Raw genomic sequence first — 24,597 nt, 5'->3', positions numbered from 1 at the left:
CGCGACCCCGAGGTGTCCCTAAGTTGACCGTCGACCATCTGAACAAGCTCCTCCTTGAGTTCTCCGTGATCCTCATGGTCGCGGTGGTCGCGGTGCGCATCTCGACCCGTTCAGGGCTGCCCAGCCTGCTGCTCTACCTGGGCATCGGGGTGGTGATCGGCCAGAACGGCCTGGGTGTCACCTTCAACAACGCCCAGCTGACGCAGGTCATCGGCTATGCGGCGCTGGTGGTGATCCTGGCCGAGGGCGGCCTGAAGACCAGCTGGCGGGAGATCAAACCCGTGATGCCGGCCGCCACCGTGCTGGCCACCCTCGGGGTGGGGATCAGCGTCTTCGTGACCGCCGCGGGCGCCCACTGGCTGGTCGGCTTCGACTGGCGGATGTCGCTGCTGCTGGGCGCCATCGTCTCGTCGACGGACGCCGCCGCGGTCTTCTCGGTGCTGCGGATGGTGCCGCTGCCGTCGCGGCTGACCGGCCTGCTGGAGGCCGAGTCCGGCTTCAACGACGCCCCCGTGGTGATCCTGGTGGTCGCCTTCGCCACCACCGGGCCGTTCGACGCCTGGTACGTCCTGATCGGCACGATCATCGCCGAGCTGGCGATCGGCACGGCCGTGGGCCTGGCCGTCGGCAAGCTGGGGGCGTACGGGCTGCGGCACGTCGCGCTGCCGTCCTCCGGCCTCTACCCGATCGCGGTGCTGGCGCTGACCGTGCTCGCCTACGCCGCCGGCGCGCTGCTGCACGGCTCCGGATTCCTCGCCGTCTACATCTGCGCGGTGCTGCTCGGCAACGCCAAGCTGCCGCACGGCCCGGCCGTGCGGGGCTTCGCCGACGGGCTGGCCTGGATCGGGCAGATCGGCATGTTCGTGCTGCTCGGGCTGCTCTGCAACCCCGACACCATGGGATCGGCGATCGGGCCGGCGCTGGCGATCGGCGTGGTGCTGGTCTTCGTGGCCCGGCCGCTCTCGGTGGTGCTCACCCTCACACCGTTCAAGCTGCCATGGCGCGAACAGGCGCTGCTCAGCTGGGCGGGGCTGCGCGGCGCGGTGCCGATCGTGCTGGCCACCATCCCGCTGGTGGCGCGAGTGCCGCACGCGGCGGACGTCTTCAACATCGTCTTCATCCTGGTGGTGGTCTTCACCCTGCTGCAGGGCCCCACGCTGCCGTGGCTGGCCAAGCTGCTGAAGATCTCCGAGGGCGCGATGGGCCAGGACATCGGGATCGAGTCGGCGCCGCTGGAGCATCTGCACGGGCAGCTGCTGTCGGTGTCGCTCTCCGCGACCTCGCGGATCTCCGGCGTCGAGGTCAGCGAGCTGCGGCTGCCGGCCGGGGCCGCCGTCACGCTGGTGGTCCGCGACGGCAGCAGCTTCGTGCCGGACCGGACGACCGTGCTGCGGGCCAATGACGAGCTGCTGGTGGTCACCACGCAGGCGGCGAGCGAGGCGACCGAGCGGCGGCTGCGCGCGGTGGACGAGGGCGGCAAGCTGGCGGGCTGGCTCGGCGGGCGGTAGCGGGCGCTAGCGGGGGGGCGGGGGCGGGGGCGCTCGATAACGATCGGATTGCGGATTTTGGGGGACGTTCACCTTCGGTTGGCAGGCCCGCTGGGGAGCGAGGCCCTACAATGGAGGAAAGAACGTATCTACAGACATCCGCAATATCTGCCTGAAGCAGAGTTGGCGCGACCGCTCGGCGGCCGCGGTCCGCAGCACTTTCTGGCCTCCCGCTTCCACGACTCGGCCAGCCGGACCCGGTATCAACCCCGGTCGACGCGCGAGAGGACGACTCTCGGCGCCGTCGGGGCTCTCCCATTACCCGGCCGCGCTACCAGGCAGCAGGAAGGACCGACCGTGGCGGCCCGCCGAACGGTCGAAAACCCCGCAGTACCCACCCGCGTCGGGTATCTCACGCTGCTCCGCACCCCGGGCGCGTGGACGTTTCTGGCCCCCGCCTTCGCGGCGCGCCTGCCCTTCGCCATGCTGAGCCTGGGCATCGTGCTCCTGGTCTTCGACACCCAGGGCTCCTACGGCATCGCCGGCTCGGTCGCGGCGGTCTCCGCCGTGGCCCAGGCCCTGGTCGGACCGCAGTCCGGCCGACTGGCCGACCGCTTCGGGCAGGCCGCCGTCCTGGTGCCGAGCGTGCTGGTGCACGCGGTCTCGGTCGGCGCGCTGATCGCGCTGGCGCTGGGGCACGCACCGGTCTGGACGCTCTTCCTGGCCGCCGCCCCCGCCGGGGCCACCGTGCCGCAGATCGGCGCGATGGTCCGGGCCCGTTGGGTGGCCAGGCTGTCGGACCAGCCCCCGGCCCACCTGAACACCGCGTTCGCCTTCGAGTCGGTCACCGACGAGTTCACCTTCGTGGTCGGCCCGGTGCTCGCCACCGCCATCGCCACCGGCATCGCGCCGGCGGCCGGGCTGGTCGCCGAGGCCGCGCTCACCCTGGTCGGCGGACTGGCCTTCGCCGCGCAGCGCCGCACGGCGCCCGCACGGCACCCGCGGGTGCCCGGCGCCCAGCGGGTGTCCGCGCTGGCCTCCCCCGGCGTCCGGCTGCTGGCCGGCTCGTTCCTGGGCGTCGGCACCGTCTTCGGGGCCATGCAGGTCTCGGTGACGGCCTTCGCCCAGGCCGAGGGCCAGGCCGGGGTCAGCGGCACGGTGTACGGGATCTTCGCCGGCGGCTCGATGCTGGCCGGCGTGCTGTACGGGATGGTCGCCTGGCGGCGCTCGGCGCGACAGCGGATGCTCGGCAGCTACACGCTGCTGGTGCTGGGCTGCTCGACGCTCTGGGCGATGCCGAACCTGACCTCGCTGGCGCTGGCCGGCCTGGTCTGCGGCCTGGCCATCGCGCCCACCCTGATCACCGGGTACACGCTGGTCGAAACGCTGGTCGCGGACGGCGCCAAGACGGAGGCCTTCACCTGGCTGACCGGCGCCATCGGTCTTGGACTGGCGATCGGCTCGACGGTCGCCGGGCAGCTGATCGACGCCAACGGGCCCTGGGCCGGCTTCCTGGTCCCGGTCGCGGGCGCGGGGCTCGGGCTGGTGGCGCTGGTCACTTTGCGGCGGCTGCTGGTCGCTCCGGGGGCGCGCACCCGTACCGTTGCGATGAGCGCGGCCGGCGCCCAGCGTCTCGCCGGGGTGGCCGAGCACTGAAACCGGCGCCGAGTCGGCGCCGAGCTCTGAGAATGCCATCTGAGGGTGGGCTGGTGACGGCGCCGCCGGGGCCGACCACGGCGGCGCTGGACTGATGCGCCGGAATGCCGCATCATGGACCGTCGTTAGCACTCATCAGGCGAGAGTGCCAGGAGGAAGACAAGTGCCCACGTACCAGTACCAGTGCACCGAGTGCGGCAACGGCCTTGAGGCGGTGCAGAAGTTCACCGACGAGGCCCTGACCGTATGCCCGCAATGCGAGGGTCGGCTGCGCAAGGTCTTCTCCGCCGTGGGCGTGGTCTTCAAGGGCTCCGGCTTCTACCGGACCGACAGCCGCTCGTCCTCCAGCAGCTCCGTGACCTCGGGTGCGGCCGGCGGCGCGAAGACGGGCGGGGACTCGTCGTCGAGCTCCGGCGGCTCGGCTGCGCCGGCTTCGGCCGGTGCGTCGTCGTCCGGGTCCTCGTCGAGCTCTTCCAGCTCGTCCGGCTCGTCCAGCTCGGGCGGTACCGCTTCGGCGAGCTGACTGACCGGTCCTGCTTCAGGCCCCTTGCATCCCCGGACGGGGGCGCGCGGGGCCTTTTGCCGTTCCCGTGCTCCTCTGCTGCTTGTCGCTTGCTGCCTGGCGCCTGGCGCCTGGGTCGCGGTTAGGCCAGGTGGGTGCGCTCGTTGTCCACAACCCCACGGTTATCCACAGGAAATCGGCGGGGTATGTGCGGCGCCCGATTCTCCGCGCAAGCTGATCCGGCAAGCAGTTCTCCCCGTTCGCAGAGGCGGTGCCGGAGCTCATGACCACCAGGACGCTGACCCCAGATCCCGCTTGCTCCCCCGCCGTGCCCAGCGCGTCCTGCGCGGGTGCTCGTCATGCGCACCCGCCGGCGCCGAGGTCGGCGTCGGCGGTCCCGCCCCGGAGCCGGGTCCCGGAGTTCCGGCCGATCCGTCGCGGCAGCGGCGGCAGGTATCGCGTTCGGCAGGCCATGCGGCACCGACCCGGGGTGCTGGTCACCGGGCTGCTCGCGGCCGCCACCGTGGTCGCCGTAGGGCCGCTGAGACCCGGCCTGCCCGCACCGGCCGCCCCGACGAGCGCGCAGACGAGCACGCAGACGGTGGCCGGTCCGGTGAGCTCTCCGCGCTGCGCGTCCGGGCGCTGAGCTCGTCTCCGTCTCCGTCCCCATCTCCATCACCACAGAAGCGGACAATTCACCCGTAACCGATCAGGCGTTCTGTCGTTCAGGGGGCGTGCAAGGCTTCAAGGATTTCATTCTCCGCGGCAATGTCATCGATCTCGCGGTCGCCGTCGTCATCGGCGCCGCCTTCACCAACATCGTCAACGCCTTCGTCAAGGGCATCATCAACCCCCTGGTCGGCGCCTTCGGCGCCAAGGACCTTGACTCCTACAGCTCCTGCCTGAAGGGGCCGTGCGTCGTGAACTCCAGCGGCGTGGCCACCTCGGGGATCCCGATTCTGTGGGGGTCCGTGCTGAGCGCGATCCTGCAGTTCGTGATCACCGCGGCGGTGGTCTACTTCTGCCTCGTTCTCCCCGCGGCCAAGTTCATGGCCAAGCGCAGGAGCCCCGATGAGGTCGCGGCCGAGGCTGACGCCAAGGAGGTCGTGCTGCTGACGGAGATCCGGGACGCCCTCGTCCGTCGCGCCTGACCGGTCCCCACCCGTCCGTCCCCCTGCCTCCTGCCCCCTGCCCGCTGTCCCCGGACACAGAACAAGCCTGGGCCCAACCCGGCCCAGGCCCCATCCGCCGATCCCAGCGCGCTGACTCAGCCTCCGTGGTGCGGCGGTCGCTGGCTCAGATACCAGTCGAGTCCGCGTCCTGCGCCGTCCTCGCCCCAGCCGGCGTCGGTGTCGTCACCGGTCTGTCGACTGAGCGGGTCGCTGAACACGAGCTTGGCCGCCTTGGCCGCCTTCGCCGCAGCGGCAGCCTGCTCGGCCTCCGGCGTCCCGGCCGCCGCCTGCGCGTCCTGCCTCTTGTCCTGTCCAGCCATCGCCCTGCCTCCGGTTTTCGGTCACTCCCTCCACCCTAGGCCCTGCCCACCGGCCCGCCTTGGGGCCCGACAAGCCTTCAACGACCCCAGAAGGGGCCGGGCAACGGCCCGACCCCTCTGCGACAACATCGCCAACGACCCTCCAACGACCCCCGGTCGCTGGTGCCCGCCTGCGGTCAGCCCAGTTCGGCCTTCAGGAAGTTCGCCCCGTTGTAGCTCCCCCAACCGGTCACCTTGTCGTAGCCGGTGCCCGCGCTGTACGCCCCGTTGCTGCCGGACTTCACGTCGTGGAAGGCCGACGTGTAGCTGCTGGAGGAGGCCAGGTTGTAGATGGTGCTGTTCGCGAACCCGAAGGAGGGCTTGCCCTTGGCCTTGGCCTCACTGTTGTAGACCGCCGCGAAGGCCGCCCAGTTGGGCGCCGCCGCGCTGGTCCCACCGAACTCCTGCCAGGAGCCCCCGGTGTAGATCGCCCAGCCGCTGCTGGGGTCCGCGTCGGCCGCCACATCCGGCACCGAGCGATTCGCCCCGCTGTTCACCTTGCTCTGGAAGCTCGGCGTAGCGAAGAAGGAGGAAACCCCGCCGCCGCTTCCGGACCAGGCGGTCTCCTTGCTCCAGGCTCCGGCAGAGGTGGTGCTCAGGGTGGTCCCGCCGGTACCCGTCGTGTACGGGTCCGAGGCCGGGAAGTCGACCGAGGTTCCGCCGTTGCCGGCATCGTCGGAGCCGCTGTCACCGGAGGCCGCGAAGACCGACTGGCCCTGGGCTGCCGCCTCCTTGAGGTCGGCGTCCACCGCGACGCGGTTGGACGGGGTCTCGCCCGCCTCGTACGTTCCCCAGCTGATCGAGATCACCGGGACGTTGTCGCTGACGAGCTTCGCGTAGATCGCGGTCTCGCCGGCGTCACTGTTCGGGGCCTCGTAGACCTTGATCGTCGACCCGGGCGCCAGGGCCTGCACGACCTCGATGTCCAGCTCGACCTCGTCCTGCCCGGACAGGTCGGTGGTGCCGCCGCCCGCCGGGACCACCGTCGGGGTGGACGGCTTGAGGGAGAAGCCCTTGTCGTACGCGTTGATGTTGGACTGCTGGAAGCCCGAGAACTCCAGCAGGCCGACCGTCGAGCCGGTGCCGTTGTAGCCGGCGCTGATCGTGGAGGTGAGGTTGTAGGCCGAGCGCGCCTTGGTGGGGCTGATCCCCGCGGGCGCCTTGGAGGACGCCGCCGGGGTGGCCGCCTTGGTGCTGAAGTGGGTGTACTTCGCGTAGGTATTGAGGCCGGCGACGTCGGTCACCAGGGAGGCGATCTCGGCGGGCAGGACGGGCGCCGTGGCGTTGGCGAAGTAACTGTGGCCGTCCTGGCTGTCACGGTAGTTCGCCAGGCTGGTGCCGAAGGCCTTCTGGACCTGGGCAGCCGTGCCGGTGGCCTCGATCGTGAGCCGGTTCGCGCTGACCTGGCCGACCTGCAGGCCCTGGGAGGCGAGGTACCCGGAGACCTTGGCGACGGCCTCGGGGGTGGCGCCGAACCGGTCGGTGAACTGGTCAACCGTCAGGTAGTGCTTGTACTGCGCCGAGTGCGGGTCCGTCGCCTGGGCGAGAAAGGCGTCCAGGCCTGCCGTGTTGCGCTGGGCAAGGCTGACGGCGACGGATATCTGCTGTCCGGCATCGACAGCACCGGTCCGGACCGAGTGGTTCACTGCGGCCACCACGTCACCCCGCAGGGCGGGGAGCTGCTGAGCCGCAGGCTGCGCGGCGAAGGCCGGCGAGACCGTGAGCGCGAGGATCGGCAGAGGTGCGGCAAGGAGGCCGATGATCGGCCTGATGCGGGACTTCACTGATGTCCTCCTGGGACGGAACGATCGGCGGCGAGGCACCGGTCGGCTCGATTCAGCCGGGTTCGGCGCTCTGGACCGGGAGTGGATGGCTCCACGCTAGATTTGTCGATCCACCGTCAAAAGAGGGGTATCCCCTGCTGTTCATGTGTCACGTCGGTGTCCGGGGATGTCCCCCTGTCACCCCTGTGCTGCCAGAGCCCGAGCCAGCCCCGCCCGGGATCGCACGCCGAGCTTGCGGTAGACCCGGGACAGCGTCCCCTCCACCGTCTTGACGCTCACGTAAAGGGCGGCCGCCACCTCGCGGTTGGTCGCGCCGTCCGCGGCCAGGCCGGCCACCCGGTGCTCACTTGCCGTCAGCCGGGCGCCGTCCGCGCCCGGACCTGCCCCGCTGTGCTCCAGCCGCTCCAACTCCCGCTCGACCCGCCCCAGCAGCGGAAAGGCCTGCTGCTCCAGGCAGATCTCGCGCGCCTGGACCAGCGCGGCGCGCGCCACCGCGCGGTGGCGCGCGCGTCGTTCGACCGATCCCAGCGCCATCAGGGTCCAGGCGGCCTCCAGCGGCAGCCGAGCCCCCCGCAACCGGTCGGCGGCTCCCCGGAGCAGGAAGACCGCCTGCAAGGTGTTCCCGAGCCCCGCCTGTGCCAGCCCCTCCGCCCGGTCCACCGCCGCCCGGGCACGGCCACTGAACCCCTCCCCCCAGCCCCGTTCCAGCACCCGCGCCTCCGCGAGCGCCCTGGTCGCCTCCCCGTACTCCCCGAGCGCCACCAGGCTCTCCGCCAGGAGCGCCAGGCGCCGCGCGGAGTCGGGATCGGCCATGCCCAGCCGGTCGGCCAGCCGTCGAGCCTCCTGCAGGGCCTCCGCTCCGGCCGCGACCGCGGCAGCGTTCCCCGCCAGCAGGTGTGCCGCTCCCACCACGCCGAGCGCGCGGACCTGGTGCACCCGGTCCCCGTCTGCCGCCGAGGCGATCACCGCGTACGCGGCCAGCTCACCGGCCCGCAGGCCGCTCCCACCCGCCAACTCGGCCAGCGCCCAGGCGTGCAGCACAGGGCCTGCCCCAACTGCGGCCGGTGCCACCGTCGATGCCGCCTCCATGCCGTCCGCAATCCCCGCGTCGCGCCAGGTCACGGTTGCGACGCTCCCCGCGATCGCCCTGGCGGTGGCCTCGGGCTGCGCGCCGAGCTCCGCGAGCAGATCCCCGAGCCGGGCGGCCGAGGCCATCGCGGCCACGCCGTCACCAGCTGTCGCCTCCACCCTGATCCGCAGGATCAGCGACTCCGCGAGGTCGGTCAGCCCGATGCCGTCGCCGGCTCCCCGGGTGAGCGAGGCCAGGCGCGTCAGTGCGGCGCTCGTGCGGTCGGCGTCGAGGTCGGCGGCCGCCTGCCTGCGCTGCAGCTCCCAGCGGACCGGGTGCCGCCCCCACCCGCGCACCGCAGCGCCCGCAGTGAGCCCGGCGGCAAGAGTGCGCCGGGCGCCGCCGAGTTCTCCGCGGAGCGCCTGAACCGTCGAGAGCACTCCGAGGGCCGCTGCCTGACCGGCGGCATCCCCCACCGAACCCGCCAAGTCGACGGCCGCCGCTGCCTCCTCCCCGGCTTGGGCGATCCGACCGGCGGACAGCGCCCGCTCCGCGGACCGGCGGCGCAGCACTGCGTCGTCCTCGGCGCGGCCGCCCGACCAACCGCTGTCCGACCAGACGCCGTCCGGGCCGGGCGGTCGCCGTCCGGCCGTTGCGGGGGCGGGGGCGGGGGCGATGGCGGTGGCGGTGGCGGTGGCGGTGGCGATCAACTCATCGGCGGTGCCCAGTTCCTGTCCGGATGATCGGATCAGCAGCGCACCGGCCCGGGTTCGCGCGGAGAGGGCCTGCGATGGAGTCGTGACTTCCAGCAGCTCGGCGGCCAGAGCGCGCGCCTCCTGCCACCGTCCGGCGTCGTAGGCGTACTGCGCGGCCATGAGCAGCCGGTCCGCGCGGATCTCGCCGCTGCCCAGGTCGCTCGGGTCAACGGGGTCGGCGGGGTCGGCGGGGTCAACAGGCTCAACGACGCCGACTCCCTGCGAGGTTGCGAGGACGGGGGTGTGGCGGGCTGCCAGGTGGGCCAGCCGGTAGGCCTCGACGACGGCGCCCGAACGCCGCGCCCGGGCAGCGGCGTCCGCCAGCGCCGCCGCCGTGGTCTCCTCGGGCTCGCCCGGGTGGGACAGCGCGCGCAGGCGCGCCCGTTCGCCCGGATCGGCCGCCACCGCGGCGAGCGACCGGCGCGCCGCCGTCAGTTCGGCCGGCGCCGCTTGCGCCAGGAGGACCACCGGGACCAGCGGATCCGCGAAGCCCACGCGCCCCACCTGACGCCCGGCCTGCTGCCCGGCCTCGCCCGGACCAACGAGCGCGACCAGACCGGAGCACAGAGCCGAGGCAAGGAGCAGCAAGGGATCCTGTCCGCCGAGGGCTTCCCGCAACTCAGCCACGGTCGGCCGGGAGGCGGCCGCCGCCAGCAGCAGCGCCTTGCGCTCTGCGCCCGACAGCCCCGGCAACCGATCGAGGACGAGTTCGCGCAGCCGCCACGGCACCGGTCCCGTACCGTCCGCGCCGAGCCGGAAGCCCGCCCTGGCCAGGTCGAGGGCGTACCCGGGGTTGCCGGCCGCGACCTGCTGGACGTCGCGCAGCACGTCGGCCGGCAGCGGCCCGCCGCAGTCCCGGACGAGCAACTCGGCCACCGCCGCGGGCCTCAGCGGCGGCAGGACGAGTTCGACCGTGTCGGCCGGGCACACCTCCCGCAACCGCAGCCGCGGCCGCCCATCCTCCTGACCGACCCCGGTCGCCCCCGCCGGCTCGGCCTGCTCCGCCCACTCGGTCCACCCGGTCCGCTCGGTCGCCAGAAGTCGGACACCGAGCCGCCGCCGCCCGGTCCTGCGCAGGACGAAGCGCAGTACCTCGGCGCTCGGACCGTCGAGCCACTGGAGCCCGTCGAGCACCACCAGCAGCCCCGCCGCCGCCTCCGCCGCCAGTACCCGCAGCACCTGCAGCACCCCGACCCGCAGAGCCAGCCGGTCCACACCCGACCCCGGACTCCGCCCGCGCAGCAGGGCGTCGCCCAGCGCGGCACGCTGCCCCTGCGGCAGGCCGTCGAGCAGCGCGTCGAGGCGTTGCTCGGGCAACTCCGCGAAGAGGTCGACGAGTCCGACGTACGGAAGCACCCGCTCCTCGCCCGACGGCGCGCAGCGCAGCACCACGGCTCCGCCCGCCGCCGCCTCGGCAGCGAGGACCGCCGACAGCGCGCTCCGCCCGATCCCCGCCGGACCGCGGAGCAGCACCGAGCCCGCGCTCTGCAGCGCCTCCCGCGCGCCGAGCAACTCCGGACCCCGCCCCACCAGGAGCGCACGCTCCCGCCGGTCAGCCTCAGCCTCCGCGTCCGCGCGCATCTCTCGGGCCACCCCTCCCCCGGGACCTCGCACCACCAGGCAAACGCCATGCCCCTGCCAAAGTGGTTCGGCAACGGAATGCCCATCTCAGCTCCGCCCTGGCGACCCGTCAAGAAGTGCGGCCAAGATGGGGCGTCCACGAAACAGAGAGTTCACGTCGGCTTGACGCAGGTTGACGCGCAGTCACAGCGTCCGGGCAACCACCCCTCGCCGGGACGGCAGCGACCCCGGCACGGGCTCCCGCTGAGCGGGGCCGTACCGGGGTCGAGGGGCGGGAGGACCGGGAGGGTCAGGCCGCTTCGAAGCCCGCGTGGTCGGCGATCTTCTTCAGCTCCGCCAGCGCGTGCTTCTCGATCTGGCGGATCCGTTCCCGCGTCAGCCCGTGCTGCTTGCCGACCTCCGTGAGGGTGCGCTCACGGCCGTCCTCCATGCCGTAGCGGGAGCGGATGATCGAGGCGGTCCGGTCGTCGAGGCGGCCGATCAGGTCGTCCAGCTCCTCGCGGCGGAGCATCACCATCACGGCGTCCTCCGGCGAGACGGCGCCGGTGTCCTCGACCAGGTCGCCGAACTGGGTCTCGCCCTCGTCGTCGACCGCCATGTTGAGGCTGACCGGGTCGCGGGCCCAGTCGAGCACGTCCTTCACCCGGGCCTCGGTGGTGTCCAACTCGGCCGCGACCTCCGAGGGGTCGGCCTCGCGGCCCAGCTCCTTGGACTTCTCACGCTGGACCCGACGGATTCGGCCAAGCTCCTCCACCAGGTGGACGGGCAGCCGGATCGTGCGGGACTGGTCGGCGATCGAGCGGGTGATCGCCTGCCGGATCCACCACGTCGCGTACGTGGAGAACTTGAACCCCTTCGCGTAGTCGAACTTCTCGACCGCGCGGACCAGGCCGGCGTTGCCCTCCTGGATCAGGTCGAGCAGCGGCAGCCCACTGCGCGGGTAGCGGCGGGCGACCGCCACCACCAGGCGCAGGTTGGAGCGGATGAAGACGTCCTTCGCCCGCTCCGCGTCGGCGGCTATCGCCTCCAACTCCTCGCGGGTGACCCCGTCGGGCAGCGCCACCGGAGGCTGGGCGGCCTCGCCCGGCGCCGCGATGCCGTCGGCGGCGTCCAGCAGGTGCTGGGCGTAGACGCCGGCCTCGATGCGCAGCGACAGCTCGACCTCCTCGGCGGCGTCGAGCAGGGGGGTCCTGGCGATTTCGTCGAGGTACATGCCGACCAGGTCGCGGTCGGCCTCAAAGTTGGTCGGGCGGGCCGTACGAGTCCGGTCGGCCCTGTCGCGAACGACGGCACGGGTGGCCATTCTTGCTCCCTCGCTGGTGATGCCGGGTCTGCTCTGGCGACGACACGTCTCCTTCTAGTACGGGCCCCGGGGCGCTCGCACGTAACAATCCAACGTGCAGAAACCGGACAAGATTCCCAAGTTGCTCAGATTCTTCGACGGATGCAGTATCCTGCCGGTTTTCACTCCCGACTTGAACGCTCTGCGACCAACCGTGCACTCGTGGTGCTCGTGGTGCTGCTCATCCGCACGCGCGGTGCGGGCCGGTCCGCCGTGACAGGGGCAACGCCCGAGAGGTCCGAATTGATCCCGGGCGCCCGCCCGCAAACGATGCCGAATCGCGATGCGCCGCCGGTCGGTTCGACACGCCTCGCTGGGAAGGTGTCAGGCATGCACCTGACCAGCGCCGCCCCACCCGACCTCCGCTCGCCGCACGCGCGACTGCCGCGCTACGCGGCAGTCGCGAGCGGTGCGGCCGTGCTGTTCGGGCTCCTGCTGCTGCTCGTCCACCAGGGCTGGGGCCCACTGGCCCGACTGGACAGCGGCTGGACCGACGCACTGCACGACTTCGCCCTGCGGCACACCGCGTGGACCGCCGCCCTGCAGACCCTGACCGCCCTCGGCGGCCCGGCCGCGATGCGCACACTGCTGGGCCTCGCGGCCGGCTGGCTCTGGCTGATCGGCGCCCGGACGCTGGCCTGCTGGACGGCGGCCCAGGCACTGCTCGGCTGGGCCACCGAATGGGCGGCCCAGACCGCCGTCGACCGGGCCCGCCCCTACTTCCCCGACGCGGTCGCGCACGCCGCCGGCCCGTCGTTCCCGTCCGGCCACGCGATGACCGCGGCCATCGCCTCGGGCACCCTGGCCGCCCTGGTCTGGCCGCAGGCGGCCCGGGCCGGCCGGATCGCGGCCTGCTCGCTGGCCGCGCTGACCACAGCGGCCGTCGGCTTCACCCGGATCGCCCTCGGGGTGCACTGGCCCAGCGACGTGCTCGGCGGCTGGCTGCTCGCCGCCGCCGTGCTCGGCGCCAGCACCGCGGCCGTCGAACTGTGCCGGCCCGGCGCCCTCTCCCGTGATGTTCGCCGGGTGAACTGGCGAACCAGGCCGCGCGTGCAGAGCGTCCTAGCCTCTGCGGTGCCGTTCCCGGAGCTGCCGCGCCAGGGGGAGTTCGACATGCGGGGCCTTGACGACTCGTGAGATAGCTCACACGGGTGGTTCGGCGGCTCCGAGGAGGAAAGTGGACAGTGCCGCATGAGCTATCCCAGTCCACCGCCAGCTGGGACAAAAGCGCCTCAATCGGACCGAAATCCTGCAGATCATTGCACTCCGCGACCGATTGGAGTGGTCCTTTTCCGGCTGGTTTCCGCGCTGGAGATCTCTGCCACATGGCACAGGACTCCCCACCCGGTGCCCCGGTAGGGCAGACTGCTCCGGTTGGGCATCGCCATGCCCAGTTCGAGGGAACCGAGCACGACAGCACGGCGCCGGCCGGTCGTCCGGAACTCGCGCCAGCGCGTCAGCTCCGTACACCGACCACCCGTCCTGCCCAAGCTGCGGCAGCCCCGCAGCAGCACCTGCCCAGGCACCGAGCGACGGGGGTCCGATGACCACGCACACGGCGGGTGAACCGTACGGTTCACCCGGGCCGCCTGAGTCGTACGGTTCTTTCGGGCCACCCGACCCCTTCGCGGGCCAGTACGCGTACGGGGATCCGCCCACGATGGCGCTGCGGCCGATCCCGGCGCAGGGCTCCTTCGGTCCCGTCGACCCCTCGTATGCGCAACCCGTCGAGCACCCCCAGCCCACCGAGCAGTTCCCCGCGCAACGCAAGGCGGAGCCCGAGCCGCAGCCGGCGGCGGCCGAGACGACCTCGGACGGCCGTAACGGCTTGATCATGGCGCTGGGCACGATGGGCTCGCGCGCACTGGGCTTCGTCCGCAGCGCGATGATCGTCGCCGCACTGACCACCGGCCCGCTGGGCGACTCGTTCAATGTCGCCAACTCGCTGCCGAACATCGTCTACACGATGCTGATCGGCGGCGTGCTGGCCTCCGTCTTCGTCCCCGAACTGGTGCACGCCGCGCAGACCCACAAGGACGGCGGCGTCGCCTACACCGACCGGCTGCTCACGATCTGCACCGTCGCGCTGGTCATCCTGACGGTGGGGGCCTGGCTCTTCGCACCGCAGATCGTCGACCTCTACTCCGACTACAGCGGCGCGCAACGCGATCTGACCATCGCCTTCGCCCGCTGCTGCCTGCCGCAGATCTTCTTCTACGGACTGTTCACCCTGCTCGGACAGGTGCTGACCTCGCGCAACAAGTTCGGCGCGATGATGTGGACCCCGATCCTGAACAACGTGGTGGCCATCGCGGTCTTCGGCCTCTACATGGCCATCGCCTCGGGGGCGCGCACCGTCGGCCACATGACCACCGGGCAGGTCCTGCTGCTCGGCTGGGGCAGCACGCTGGGCGTGGTGGTGCAGACCGTGGGCCTGCTGCCCTCGCTGCGGGCCGTGCGCTTCCGCTGGCACCCCCGCTTCGACTGGCGCGGCTCGGGCCTGACCAAGCCGCTGCGCGCGGCCACCTGGGCGCTGCTGCTGGTCGTCGCCACCCAGCTGGCCTACGCGGTGATCTCCCGGCTGAGCACCAGCGCCGGTACCCAGGCCGCCCACGCCGGCCTCAAGGCGGGCCTGGGCAACATCGCCTACAGCAACGCCTACCTGCTCTTCGTGGTCCCGCAGGGCGTCATCACGATCTCCCTGGTCACCGCCGTGCTCCCGCGGATGTCCCGGGCCGCCAGCAAGGGCAAGCTGCAGGAGATCGGCGCCGACCTGGCGCAGGTGCTGAAGTCCTCGGCCGGCATGATCATGGCGGCCACCCTGCTGTTCATCGCCCTGGCACCGCAGATCGCCGCGATCGCCTTCGAGCACGGCGTGGTCGGAGCGGACAGCGCCTGGGTCATCGCGCAGCTGCTGATGGTCTTCGCGATCGGCCTGCCCGCCTTCTGCGCCCAGTACGCACTGGCCCGCGGCTTCTACGCGATGGGCGACGCCCGCACACCGTTCTGGCTGACCGTGGTGAGCTCCGGCACCAACGCCGGCCTCTCCTGCCTCGCCTACTGGACGCTGTCGCCGCGCTGGATCGTGATCGGCATGGCCGGCGCGCAGACCGTCGCCTGCGTGGTGAACGTGGTGATCACCGGCCGGGCGCTGAGCCGGCGGCTGCGCACGGTGCCCGTCCCGACCGCGGCGCCGGACCAGACGATGATGCTCCGCTCCCCCTTCATCGCACCGCCGCGCAGCGGACTGGACGGGCGCCGGGTCTTCGGCCTGCACCTGGGCCTGCTGCTGGCCGGCCTGCCGGGTGCCGTCATCGGGCACTGGCTGGCCGACCAGCTCAGCGCCGCGCTGGGCGGCGGCCTGATCGGCAACATGCTGGGACTCGGCGTGGGCTCGGTGGCCGTGCTGGCCTCGCTCTTCCTGCTGGCCCGCGTCTTCGGCGCCGGCGCAGCGGTCGCCCCCCTCGCCCGCAAGCTGCGGATCCCCTACCCCGAGCCTGCGGCCGTGGGCGGAAAGCACCGGCGCTGAGCAGGCTTCGGCCGATAAGCTCAACAGACATGACCTCTCCCCACACAGCAGCCCTGCCCGACGCCCCGCTGCGGATCGCCGCCGCCCAGGCCGCCACCGTCCCGGGCGACGTGGGGGCCAACGCCGAGCGGGCCGCCGAGCTGATCCGCGAGGCCGGCGCGGCGGGGGTGCGGCTGGTGGTCTTCGCGGAGAAGTTCCTCACCGGCTACGACCCGGAGCTGATCGGCTCGGACCCGGCCCGCTACGCCGTCAGCACCGACGATCCGCGCCTCGCCCCGATCGCCGCCGCCTGCCGGGAGACCGGCACCATGGCCGTACTGGGCGCGGCCACCCGCGCCGCGCAGCAGCTGTTCATCTCGGCCCTGGTCTTCGCGTCCACCGGCGAGGTGGTGGCCCGCTACGACAAGCAGCACCAGTACGGCATCGAGCCGACGGTCTTCGCCGCGGGCGCGGCCGGCTGCACGCTGGAGCTGGACGGCTGGCGGCTCGGCCTCGGCGTCTGCTACGACTCCGGCTTCCCCGAGCACGCCCGGGCGGCGGCGCTGGACGGCTGCCACGCCTACCTGGTGGGCGCGCTGTTCTTCACCGGCGGCGGCTTCGAGCAGAGCCGGATCTGGTTCCCGGCCCGGGCCATGGACAACACCTGCTTCGCCCTGCTGGCCAACCACACCGGCCCCAGCGGCGCACGGGAGGGGGCCGGCGGCAGCGCGATCTGGCGTCCGGACGGGCGGCCGCTCATCGAGGCCGGGCCGACCGAGAGCGGGCTGGTGATCGGCGATCTCGACCCGGCGCTGCTGCGGCAGATCCGGCAGGACCTGCCGATGCTGAGCGACATCGCCGAGCGGGACGCCGCGGTGGCGGCGGGCCCGCGGGTCCGGCTCACCCTGGCATAGGGCCTGTCCGGCCGATCTTGTCGGATCAGCGCGCGGCGTTGGGCGCCCGGCTGGTCGTGCGCCCGAGTCGTCCTCGTACTGGACGTACTTGGGCGATTCGGGCGTGCGTCCGAGGGGGCACCCCCGGCCGGAGGTTGGGGGAGGGATGCCCGGCGTCGCGCGCCCGGCAAGATCGGCCGGACAGGCCCTAGGAGGCGGGTCAGGCCGGGCCGCAGAGCAGGGCCGCCCGCAGGTCCAGCCGGTCGTCCAGGCGGCCCAGGTCGCGGTGGGTCAGCTCCTCGATCCGGCGGATCCGGTAGTGCACGGTGTTCACATGGACGTGCAGCGACTCGGCTGTCCTGGCCCACGAGCAGTCGTGGTCCAGGAAGCTGACCAGGGTGGCCAGGAGCGCGCCGCCGCTGGTCCGGTCGTGCTCGGCCAGCGGGTCGAGCAGTCGGCGGCGGAAGGCGGCGGCGACCTCGACGGGGATGCCGCGGACCAGGGCGGCCAGCGAGTCCAGCTCGCTGCTGGCCCCCACCGAGCAGTCCTTGGGTCCGGCACAGGCGGCGGCCTCCAGGGCGTAGCCGGCCTGCCGCAACCCGGCCGCCAGTTCCGCCCGCGGCCCACCGACGCCCGGGCCGACACCGGCCCGCAGCAGATGGCGGTCCGGCAACCGGGCCTGCAGGCGCGGCCAGACCTCCCGCAGCCGGGCGGTCAGCTCGTCCGGCCGCTCGCAGACCACGGCGGCGACGGCTCGGCCCGCGTCGTCCGCGCCGACCGCGAAGGGGTCGGCGGTGGCCGCGCGCAGCGCCTCGGCGAGGGCGTCCGCGGCCCACGGCGCGTCCACGCCGTCGATCCGGGCGACCAGCGGCACCAGCGTCGCACCCGGGGGCAGGCCGCAGGCGGCGAGGGCCTCGGCGAGGTCGGCGGGGTGCGCGGCGGCGGCACCGGCCAGCAGTGCCGCCAGCCGTCCGGCCGCCCGGCGGCTCTCGGCCGCCTCGGCCCGGGTGCGGGTCCACAGCGTGGCGAGCAGGTCCGCCAGCCCGTGCAGCACGGTGGCCGAACCGACCGCGGTGTCGGCGTGCGGGTAGAGGTACCAGCCGTCGAACGGGCTCTCGCCGTCCGCTCCGATCGCCAGCGCGGCCGTCCCCGGCGCCGGGCCACTCGACCCGTCGCCGCCGGCCGCCGGCAGCGCCCGCCGGACGGCCTCCGGGTCCGGGGCCGCCGCACCCGGGGAGGTGGCGATGGTGCGGCCCGAGGCGGAGACCAGCGAGCAGGGCCCGCAGCCCAGCCGGGAGACCGCCCGCCCGAGCACCACATCCGCCGCCGCTCCCGCGTACATCAGCTCGACCAGCTCGCGGCGGGCCGTCTCCGGGACTGCCGCGGCGCCGTCCGAGCGGGCCTGCAGGTCGCCCCAGAGCCGCAGGTAGATCCGGTCGGTGACCGCGCGGAAGCTGGTCCCGGCCGGGACCGAGAGCAGCGGGATCCCGTGCACCCGGCAGGCGTCCACCAGTCCGGTCGGCACCTCGCCGTGGGTCCCCTCGCCGGCCAGCAGCGCGGCCACCCCGGCGCTGCGCAGCGAGGTGGCGAAGCGCAGCGCGAGCGCGGCCGCCGAGGGGTGGTCGGGCTGCCACCAGACCAGCCCGGAGAGCACCAGCTCGCCGGGCTGCAGGTAGCGGGCCGGATCCTGGAGGTCGGTGGACGTGACGCCGGTGACCTGCCGGGCGAGCAGCTCGGGCGGGCCCCAGGCCAGCCCCAGCCGCAGATCCTCCACCCGCAGGAGATCCTCGACGATCATCTACCGCTCCTCGTGCCGAGCGCCGGACTCGGCGCCGCACCCGGCCGGCCCTCTTATCAGCCAGGGATTCAGGTGCATCTGCATAGTAGGTGCCAGGGCAAAGGGGGAAATACCCTCTTTGTTGATCATCCAGACGTCGTCCGCGGGGCGGCGCCCGGCACTGGCACAGCCTCCGAACGGCCCACCCGGCCGAGGCCCCGTCAGGACAGTCCGCCAGCGGCCCCCCAGGCTGGAGCCCATGGACGCACCGCAGCGCACCCGGCCGCCGCACCACAGCCCGTGGAGCTGGCTGCTGGTCCCAGGCGCGCTCGCGCTGCTGATCACGGCGTACTTCACCCTGCCGCTGGACGTCTTCGGCCCCAGCCACCCGCTGCTGAGCTGGCTCACCTTCGCACTGATCATCACCATCCAGGGCGCCCTGCTGCTGCTCCAGGTCGTCCGGGTGATGACGGGCTCCCCGAAAGGCCGGCCGGCGGTGTCGATCGCCCTGCTGATCTGCCTGTCGCTGGTCGTCTTCGCCACCACCTACCTGGCACTGGCCAAGCGGCCCGGCGAGTTCGACCACCTGAACACCCGGGTGGACTCGCTGTACTTCACCCTCGTCACCCTGGCGACGGTGGGCTACGGCGACATCACCGCCTCCGGCCAGACCAGCCGCGTGATGGTGATGATCCAGATCTTCTACAACTTCGTCTTCCTGACCGCCGGCGCGAGCGCCTTCAGCCGCCAACTCCGCAGCCAGGTCGCCACCCGCGCCCAGGAGCGCGCCCGCAACACCCCGCCCGACGACCCACCCTCCGGCAGGTAAGGGACTGACCGCCCGCCAGGAACTGACCGGCCCTCAGCACTCCTTGGACCGCGGCACGAAAAAGTGGGACGCACCCAGTGCGCCCCACCTGTCCGTATCTCCCTGTGCCCCAGGCAGGATTCGAACCTGCGACACCAGCTTTAGGAGAGCTGTGCTCTATCCCCTGAGCTACTGGGGCGGGGCCGAGTGCCTGGGCTGCCGGCTGCGGTCCCTCGGCTCGCGGGATGACCCGGGGCCCAGAGAGCAGCGCCCGCCCGGACGCTCGATCCACAGAGTACCGGATCGAGGGCAGGGCGGGCGCTGAGGTTTGCCGGGTCCAGACCGACCGGTCTTAGACCGACCAGCAATTGGTGGCCGGCGTCGCGACGCCCGGGCTGTCGCCTGGACGGCTTCTCCTCAGTCTCCCTCCTTGCCCGGCAACGGGCAGGAGGGGCCCTCAGCTCCGCAGTGGCTCCCTCGTCGGCACCGCCCAGACTCGGCCCGGACGCCGCTCCTTCCTCCACCCCCCAATTGCCGGGCGGTCTTAGTTCTCGGACGGCCTGGCGTCCGCGTCGGTGGAGGCGTCGGGCGGGCAGGCGTAGGAGCGCAGGTAGTCGGCGGTGGGGCTGCCGACTCCGGTGACGGCGTTGTAGCCCTCGACGGCCACCAGGGAGGAGTCCATGCCCAGCGATCGGAGCGACGTCACGGTGCCCGCGGCGGCGTCCACGCTGTTGGCGAAGTCGACGCGCACCTCGGCGAGTTCGGTGCCCGGGCCGAAGGGGTGGTCGGTCACCTGGTGGTAGGCGCCGGTGCCGTAGCGGGCGTAGATCGCGGGGTTGGCGAAGCCGAGCGGGGAGCCCTTGGCCTGCTGGGCGAGGGCCTGGAGGCCGGCGAGCGCCGGGCAGGCCAGGCTGGTGCCGCCGATCCGGTACTCGCTGTACTTGACCGAGCCGTCCGGGAACGCCTGGGTCTGGCCGACCAGGAAGCCGGTGTTGGGGTCGGCGACGGCGGCGATGTCGGGCACCACGCGGTTGCGGCCGCCCGTTGGCGGTGACCAGGTCCTCGGGCACGATGCCGCGCTGGTAGCCCGGCTGCTTGAAGCGGGCGCTGGTGCCGCCGCCCGAGCCGCCGGTGAAGGCGCCCGGGAAGTCGGTCCAGCTCTTGCCGTCGGCGGAGAGCAGCGCCTTCCTGGTCCCCCAGCCGGTCTCGAAGCGGTACTTGTCGGCCTGGTCCAGGCCGAGCGCCGTGCCGCCGACCGCGGTCACCCAGGGCAGCGAGGCCGGCATGTCGCTCTGCTTGGTGCCGGTGTTGGCGACCTCGTCGCCGTCGTCACCGCTGGAGAAGTAGAAGCCGATGCCCTCGACCGCGCCGCGCTGGAAGACGTCGGTGTAGACGCGGTCGAGCGCGGGGTCGCTGGCGTTCTCCGGCTCGCCCCAGGAGTTGGAGACGATGTCGGCGAGATGGCGGTCGACCACCCGGTCCAGGGCGTCGAGCAGGTCGGGGTCGTTGCAGGAGGAGGCGCCGACATAGCTGATATCGGCCTCGGGGGCCATCGCGTGCAGGGCCTCCACGTCGAGGGTCTGCTCGCCGTACCAGCCGGAGGCGCCGCAGCCGTCCGGGGTCTGGTCCGACTTTTCCGCGGTGTCGGTCCAGACGGCCGGGTCGTAGCGCAGCAGTTGGTCCTTGGCGTACGGGGCGTCGCCGTGCGCCGCGGCGTAGCGGGTCACGTCGTCGCCGAGGGTCGGCGAGTCGTAGGCGTCGACCACCGCCACCGTGGCGCCGCGGCCGGTCAGGCCGCTCTCGGTGGCGCCGTAGGCGGACCGGAGCTGGGTGCCGGTGTAGCCCTGGATCACGTACGGCTGGGTGGCGCCGTAGGCCGCAGGGGTGCCGGTCGCGGGGTTCGAGCCGTAGAAGGTGGAGAACGGGCCGGAGTTCACGAAGGCGTTGGCAGGCCCGGGCAGGGTGTCGGAGGGGTGGGCCCGGCCGGAGGAGGTCCGGTGCGCGGCTCCGTGCCCGGGGTGGACCTGGCTGGGCGCAGTGCTCAGACCGCTGACGCTGAGCACGTCGGCGGCCAGGTCCGCCGGGACGGTGACGTCCGAGGCCGGCGCGCGGTACGTCCGGCCGCCCTTGCTGTAGGTGCGCAGTTCGGTGCCGAAGGCGCGCTGCGCGGTGTCGACGTCACCTTGGACGGTCAGATAGTGGTCACTCGCGGCGGTGACCCGCAGACCGGCCGAGGTCAGCCAGTCCCGTACCCGGCTCTGCTGGGCGTCGTCGGAGGAGAAACGATCCGCCAGCTGCCGAGCCGTCAGATAGTGCCCGTAGGAGGACGACGCGGGGTCGGACACCTCCTTGGCGAGGGCTGTCAGGCCGGCCAGGTCCCGGCCGGCCAGGTAGACCCGGGCGGTGACGGCCGCCGAGCCGGCGGCGGCGCCCTGGTCGGCGGACGGCTGGGCCCAGGCCGGCCTGGTGCCCTGCACCACGGCCCGGCCCTGGCGCGGGGCGGGGGTGGCGGCCCGGGCCGCGGTGCCGGCGGCGACAGCGGCGAGCAGCGGCAGCGCGGCTGCCAGCAGCACACCTCCGCGCCTGAATGATCGGGGGAAGTGCATGCGGAGCCCTTTCGGATCGAGCCGCTTGGTATATCGGGGTACGCGGAGTTGCCCCGGACGATATTTCCGGGGCGGATGAGTCGATCATTCATTTGACGTGTCCCCACGAACTTCACTCGCGTGCAGGAGGTGGCCCGGGGCCCCGCACACGCTTATCCGTTGTTGATCGCCGCTGGTTAGCGTCGCCGTATGAACAACGCGATCAAGCCCCCGCCCGAGTGGTGCCAAGGCACTGACCTGGACAATTTCGTCATCCTGCTGCGCGGTCTCAAGGACTCACTGGCAGCGGACCTGCACGACCCACGCAACCCCGGGGGCGCCGGGGATCCCGTGGAGCAGCTGTCCCGTTGACGCGATCTTGGCGCCGGATCCCCTGAACGAGTGAGCGAGCCATGGCGGCCTTCGCGATTCACTACTATCTGCCAAGCGGTAGTCAGCCGACAGCCTGCGTGCTGAACGCCGTCTCCAGGTCGTTACCATCGGCATTGGTGTTCACTCCGGCCGGGGTCCAGCGGGTCCATGGTCTGACGGTGCCGCCGCCGGTGTGCAAGGTCCGGCGGTGGAGAGACAGAGATGCGATGCCGTGTCCGAGGCGGACGCGGTACAACCCGAAAGGCTCGTACGTGACTGCGCCCCAGGAGCACTCCTTCGCCGATCTCGGCAAGGTGCTGGTCATCATCCCGACCTACAACGAGGCCGAGAACGTCGAACGGATCGTCTCCCGGGTCCGGGCTGCCGTTCCCGAGGTGCATGTCCTCGTCGCCGATGACAACAGCCCCGACGGCACCGGCGAGATCGCCGACAAGATCGCCGAGCAGGACGGCAACGTCCACGTCATGCACCGCATGGGCAAGGAGGGCCTGGGCGCCGCCTACCTGGCCGGCTTCGCCTGGGGCATCGAGCACGGCTACGACGTGCTGGTCGAGATGGACGCCGACGGCTCGCACCAGCCCGAGGAGCTCTACCGCCTGCTGACCGCCCTGCGCGGCGCGGACCTGGTGCTGGGCTCGCGCTGGGTGGCCGGCGGCAAGGTCGTGAACTGGCCGAAGTCCCGCCTGCTGATCTCGCGCGGCGGCTCGCTCTACTCGCGCCTGATGCTGGGCGTGCCGATCAAGGACGTCACCGGCGGCTACCGCGCCTTCCGCAAGGAGACCCTGCAGGGCCTCGGCATGGATCAGGTCGCCTCGGCGGGCTACTGCTTCCAGGTCGACCTGGCCTGGCGCACGGTCAAGGCCGGCTTCAAGGTGGCCGAGGTGCCGATCACCTTCGTGGAGCGCGAGCACGGCGTTTCCAAGATGAGCCGCAACATCCTGGTCGAGGCGCTCTGGCGGGTGACCGCCTGGGGCGTCACCGATCGGGTGAACAAGCTGACGGGCCAGCACAAGAAGTAGCGCGCACTGCCGGAAGGGGTCCGTACGTTCGGGTACGGACCCCTTCGACGTCTGTTGCTGGTACCGGCCGGATCAGAGCGGGCGGGTCAGAGCAGGCGGGTCAGAGCAGGCGGGTCAGCCGGGACATGATCGACGGCGGTGCCAGGTCGTGCTGCAGCAGCACCGGCACCTGGACCTGGGCGCTGCCCTCGCCTGCGGTGATCGTGCCGACCTGGGTGCCGGCCTGTGCGCTGTGGCCCAGGCTTCCGGGGCCCTGGGAGAGCGTCAGGGTAGCGGTGACGCCGGTCCAGCCGGCGACGGTGACGTCCTTGCCGGCCACTACGGGGGCCTTGCCGCCGAGGCCGTCGTCGACGTAGCCGACCACGTCGCCCTGCCGGGCCAGCACCTGGCCGCCCAGCGCGTCCTGACCAGCGGTGATGATCTTCGCGCTGACGGTCTGGGCAGCCTTGAGGATGTTGTCGGTGGCGGTCGGGGGCTGGCCGAGGGTCACCCCGAGGATGGTCTGCCGGGTGCCGTCGACATCCTTGACGGCCGCCCACATCAGGCAGCTGCCGGCGGGGGTGCTGGAGCCGGTCTTGGTGCCGATGATCCCGTTCTTCGGGCTGAGCAGGGCGTTGGTGTTGTAGATCCGGGTGCCGCCGATGGTGGCGTCCGGCTCGGCGACGATCTGCCGGAAGATGTCACTCTGGATGACCTGCTCGGCCAGCTTGAGCTGGTCCTTGGCGGTGCTCTTGGTGTTGTTGTTGTAGCCGGCGGCATCCGCGTAGGTGGTGCTGGTCATGCCGAAGGCGGTGGCCTGGTCGTTCATCTTCTTGACGAACGCGTCCTCGGACCCCGCGTCCCAACGGGCCAGCAGACGGGCGATGTTGTTGGCGGAGGGCAGCATCAGCATCTCCAGCGCCTCGTACTCGCTGATCTGCTGACCCTCGGTCACCTTGGCGGTGGACTGGTCGGAGTCACCGGACTCCTGCGCGGCGGCCTGGTCGACGGTGATCGCCGGGCCGCTCTCGCCCTTGCGGAGCGGGTGGTCCTTGAGGATCAGGTAGGCGTTCATCACCTTGGTGACGCTGGCGATCGGCACCGGCGTGTCCGGGCCGGAGCTGCCCAGGCTGCCCAGGCCGACCACCTCGGCGGCGGCCTGGCCCTTGGCCGGCCACGGCAGGGCGAGCGGGTCGCCGGTGAAGGTGAAGGAGCCGGCGGTGGTCATCCTGGTCTGCGGGCCGGGCAGCGGGCGCAACAGCTGAGCGGTCACCACGGCGCCGAGGACCACGGCGGCGAAGACCGTCCAGATGGTGATCCGCTTGAGCGCGCGGCGCAGCCGGGAGACCGGGCGGCCGCTGAGGCCGGCGAGCACCTCCAGGGCCTCGGAGGTGGTCTCCGGGCCGGGGGCGGGGGCGGGGGCAGGCGTGGGCGTGGGGGCGACTGCGGGGGTGGGGGTGGGCTCGGGAGCGGTGACGGCTGCCACGGCGACCAGGACCAACTCGGGCTCAAGCTCGGGCTCGGGCTCGGGCTCGGGATCGACGGGTTCCGCGGGAGCGTCGGCCTCGGGCTCGTGCTCGGCTTGCGCCTCTTCCGCCGGGGTCTCGTCATCGGCGTCCCGCATGGCGAGACGCGGGTCCAGTGCCGCCGCGTCGCTCTCCTCGACCTGGCCCTTTGCCTCCACGGGCTCGGCCGACTCGGTCGGAATCCGCAGGACCGTCGTCTTGCTGTCCACATCCCGGACGCGCAGCTGGACTGTCGAGCCGCCCACATCCTGGCTGCCGCTCCGCTCACCGTCCGCCGCCGTCGCACCCTCCGCCGGCAGCTCCCGCTCCCCGTCGTTGCGGACCTTGTCCGGGGCCTCGCCCACGTATCCCGACCTCCTCGTGTGCTCAGCGGTGCGCGGGCCACCCGGCTTCCGGGGGCCC

The 24,597-nt window shown here is 72.4% G+C and carries 17 protein-coding genes, 1 tRNA gene and 1 pseudogene; 11 read left to right on the top strand and 8 right to left on the bottom strand.

Going from position 1 to position 24,597, the window contains the following annotated elements; all coding sequences use genetic code 11:
* The first annotated feature begins 74 nt into the window (after positions 1-74).
* The 5 genes from P3T34_RS23380 to mscL all read left to right on the top strand — a co-directional run bounded on the left by P3T34_RS23380 (position 75) and on the right by mscL (position 4,796).
* The gene (locus tag P3T34_RS23380) at positions 75-1,508 is read left to right on the top strand and encodes a potassium/proton antiporter (RefSeq protein ID WP_280672320.1); all 1,434 of its coding nucleotides are present in this window, start codon (positions 75-77) and stop codon (positions 1,506-1,508) included.
* 336 nt (positions 1,509-1,844) lie between these two features.
* Positions 1,845-3,143, top strand: a complete 1,299-nt coding sequence (locus P3T34_RS23375; RefSeq protein ID WP_280667995.1) for an MFS transporter — start codon at positions 1,845-1,847, stop codon at positions 3,141-3,143.
* Positions 3,144-3,306: 163 nt separating this feature from the next.
* Positions 3,307-3,666, top strand: coding sequence for an FmdB family zinc ribbon protein (locus P3T34_RS23370; protein WP_280667994.1), 360 nt, complete (start codon positions 3,307-3,309; stop codon positions 3,664-3,666).
* Positions 3,667-4,117: 451 nt separating this feature from the next.
* Positions 4,118-4,291, top strand: a complete 174-nt coding sequence (locus P3T34_RS23365; RefSeq protein ID WP_280667993.1) for a hypothetical protein — start codon at positions 4,118-4,120, stop codon at positions 4,289-4,291.
* Between the two features lie 88 nt (positions 4,292-4,379).
* The gene (gene mscL / locus P3T34_RS23360) at positions 4,380-4,796 is read left to right on the top strand and encodes a large conductance mechanosensitive channel protein MscL (RefSeq protein ID WP_280667992.1); all 417 of its coding nucleotides are present in this window, start codon (positions 4,380-4,382) and stop codon (positions 4,794-4,796) included.
* Positions 4,797-4,912: 116 nt separating this feature from the next.
* Here mscL and P3T34_RS23355 read toward each other — a convergent pair whose 3' ends face one another.
* The 4 genes from P3T34_RS23355 to P3T34_RS23340 form a co-directional block, all read right to left on the bottom strand.
* A complete protein-coding gene (locus P3T34_RS23355) occupies positions 4,913-5,137 on the bottom strand; it encodes a hypothetical protein (protein ID WP_280667991.1) in 225 nt (74 codons plus the stop codon).
* Between the two features lie 176 nt (positions 5,138-5,313).
* A complete protein-coding gene (locus P3T34_RS23350; RefSeq protein WP_280667990.1) occupies positions 5,314-6,960 on the bottom strand; it encodes a S53 family peptidase in 1,647 nt (548 codons plus the stop codon).
* A gap of 177 nt (positions 6,961-7,137) precedes the next feature.
* Positions 7,138-10,365 carry a LuxR family transcriptional regulator gene (locus P3T34_RS23345; protein WP_280667989.1) on the bottom strand — a complete coding sequence of 1,076 codons (3,228 nt, stop codon included), beginning with the start codon at positions 10,363-10,365 and terminating at the stop codon, positions 7,138-7,140.
* Between the two features lie 289 nt (positions 10,366-10,654).
* Positions 10,655-11,668: a sigma-70 family RNA polymerase sigma factor gene (locus P3T34_RS23340; protein WP_280667988.1), complete on the bottom strand. Its 1,014-nt coding sequence runs from the start codon at positions 11,666-11,668 to the stop codon at positions 10,655-10,657.
* A 369-nt stretch (positions 11,669-12,037) separates the two neighbouring features.
* Between P3T34_RS23340 and P3T34_RS23335 the strand changes: the two genes are divergently transcribed.
* The 3 genes from P3T34_RS23335 (at position 12,038) to P3T34_RS23325 (ending at position 16,129) form a co-directional block, all read left to right on the top strand.
* Positions 12,038-12,844, top strand: a complete 807-nt coding sequence (locus P3T34_RS23335) for a phosphatase PAP2 family protein (RefSeq protein WP_280667987.1) — start codon at positions 12,038-12,040, stop codon at positions 12,842-12,844.
* 406 nt (positions 12,845-13,250) lie between these two features.
* Entirely contained in the window at positions 13,251-15,236 is a 1,986-nt protein-coding gene (gene murJ / locus P3T34_RS23330; RefSeq protein WP_280667986.1) for a murein biosynthesis integral membrane protein MurJ, read from the top strand.
* A gap of 29 nt (positions 15,237-15,265) precedes the next feature.
* Complete coding sequence (locus tag P3T34_RS23325; protein WP_280667985.1) at positions 15,266-16,129, top strand: carbon-nitrogen hydrolase family protein; 864 nt, start codon at positions 15,266-15,268, stop codon at positions 16,127-16,129.
* Between the two features lie 199 nt (positions 16,130-16,328).
* On the opposite strand, the gene P3T34_RS23320 is transcribed toward P3T34_RS23325, so the two are convergent.
* Positions 16,329-17,906 (bottom strand): PucR family transcriptional regulator, encoded by a 1,578-nt coding sequence (locus P3T34_RS23320; protein WP_280667984.1) that lies wholly within the window; start codon positions 17,904-17,906, stop codon positions 16,329-16,331.
* Positions 17,907-18,144: 238 nt separating this feature from the next.
* Between P3T34_RS23320 and P3T34_RS23315 the strand changes: the two genes are divergently transcribed.
* Positions 18,145-18,714, top strand: a complete 570-nt coding sequence (locus tag P3T34_RS23315) for a potassium channel family protein (protein WP_280667983.1) — start codon at positions 18,145-18,147, stop codon at positions 18,712-18,714.
* Between the two features lie 105 nt (positions 18,715-18,819).
* Here P3T34_RS23315 and P3T34_RS23310 read toward each other — a convergent pair.
* Both P3T34_RS23310 and P3T34_RS23305 read right to left on the bottom strand, forming a co-directional pair.
* Positions 18,820-18,892: transfer RNA gene (locus P3T34_RS23310), tRNA-Arg, on the bottom strand.
* Positions 18,893-19,237: 345 nt separating this feature from the next.
* Positions 19,238-21,299, bottom strand: a pseudogene (locus P3T34_RS23305) (S53 family peptidase).
* Between the two features lie 189 nt (positions 21,300-21,488).
* Between P3T34_RS23305 and P3T34_RS23300 the strand changes: the two are divergent.
* Entirely contained in the window at positions 21,489-21,650 is a 162-nt protein-coding gene (locus tag P3T34_RS23300) for a hypothetical protein (protein ID WP_280667982.1), read from the top strand.
* 272 nt (positions 21,651-21,922) lie between these two features.
* Positions 21,923-22,690 (top strand): polyprenol monophosphomannose synthase, encoded by a 768-nt coding sequence (locus P3T34_RS23295; RefSeq protein WP_280667981.1) that lies wholly within the window; start codon positions 21,923-21,925, stop codon positions 22,688-22,690.
* A 100-nt stretch (positions 22,691-22,790) separates the two neighbouring features.
* On the opposite strand, the gene P3T34_RS23290 is transcribed toward P3T34_RS23295, so the two are convergent.
* The gene (locus tag P3T34_RS23290; RefSeq protein WP_280667980.1) at positions 22,791-24,539 is read right to left on the bottom strand and encodes a D-alanyl-D-alanine carboxypeptidase; all 1,749 of its coding nucleotides are present in this window, start codon (positions 24,537-24,539) and stop codon (positions 22,791-22,793) included.
* Between the last annotated feature and the right edge of the window lie 58 nt (positions 24,540-24,597).

The sequence above is a fragment of the Kitasatospora sp. MAP12-44 genome (assembly GCF_029892095.1).
Classification (GTDB): Bacteria; Actinomycetota; Actinomycetes; order Streptomycetales; family Streptomycetaceae; genus Kitasatospora.
The sequence above is the reverse complement of the archived record's forward strand: the minus strand, read 5'-3'. Positions and strand labels throughout refer to the sequence as shown.

Bases quoted from the DNA above. Each gene is read 5' to 3' on its own strand.
- murJ (WP_280667986.1), top strand. From the start codon at position 13,251: ATGACCACGCACACGGCGGGTGAACCGTACGGTTCACCCGGGCCGCCT.
- P3T34_RS23335 (WP_280667987.1), top strand. From the start codon at position 12,038: ATGCACCTGACCAGCGCCGCCCCACCCGACCTCCGCTCGCCGCACGCG.
- P3T34_RS23315 (WP_280667983.1), top strand. From the start codon at position 18,145: ATGGACGCACCGCAGCGCACCCGGCCGCCGCACCACAGCCCGTGGAGC.
- P3T34_RS23365 (WP_280667993.1), top strand. From the start codon at position 4,118: ATGCGGCACCGACCCGGGGTGCTGGTCACCGGGCTGCTCGCGGCCGCC.
- P3T34_RS23325 (WP_280667985.1), top strand. From the start codon at position 15,266: ATGACCTCTCCCCACACAGCAGCCCTGCCCGACGCCCCGCTGCGGATC.
- P3T34_RS23340 (WP_280667988.1), bottom strand. From the start codon at position 11,668: ATGGCCACCCGTGCCGTCGTTCGCGACAGGGCCGACCGGACTCGTACG.
- P3T34_RS23345 (WP_280667989.1), bottom strand. From the start codon at position 10,365: ATGCGCGCGGACGCGGAGGCTGAGGCTGACCGGCGGGAGCGTGCGCTC.
- P3T34_RS23320 (WP_280667984.1), bottom strand. From the start codon at position 17,906: ATGATCGTCGAGGATCTCCTGCGGGTGGAGGATCTGCGGCTGGGGCTG.
- P3T34_RS23300 (WP_280667982.1), top strand. From the start codon at position 21,489: ATGAACAACGCGATCAAGCCCCCGCCCGAGTGGTGCCAAGGCACTGAC.
- P3T34_RS23355 (WP_280667991.1), bottom strand. From the start codon at position 5,137: ATGGCTGGACAGGACAAGAGGCAGGACGCGCAGGCGGCGGCCGGGACG.
- P3T34_RS23380 (WP_280672320.1), top strand. From the start codon at position 75: ATGGTCGCGGTGGTCGCGGTGCGCATCTCGACCCGTTCAGGGCTGCCC.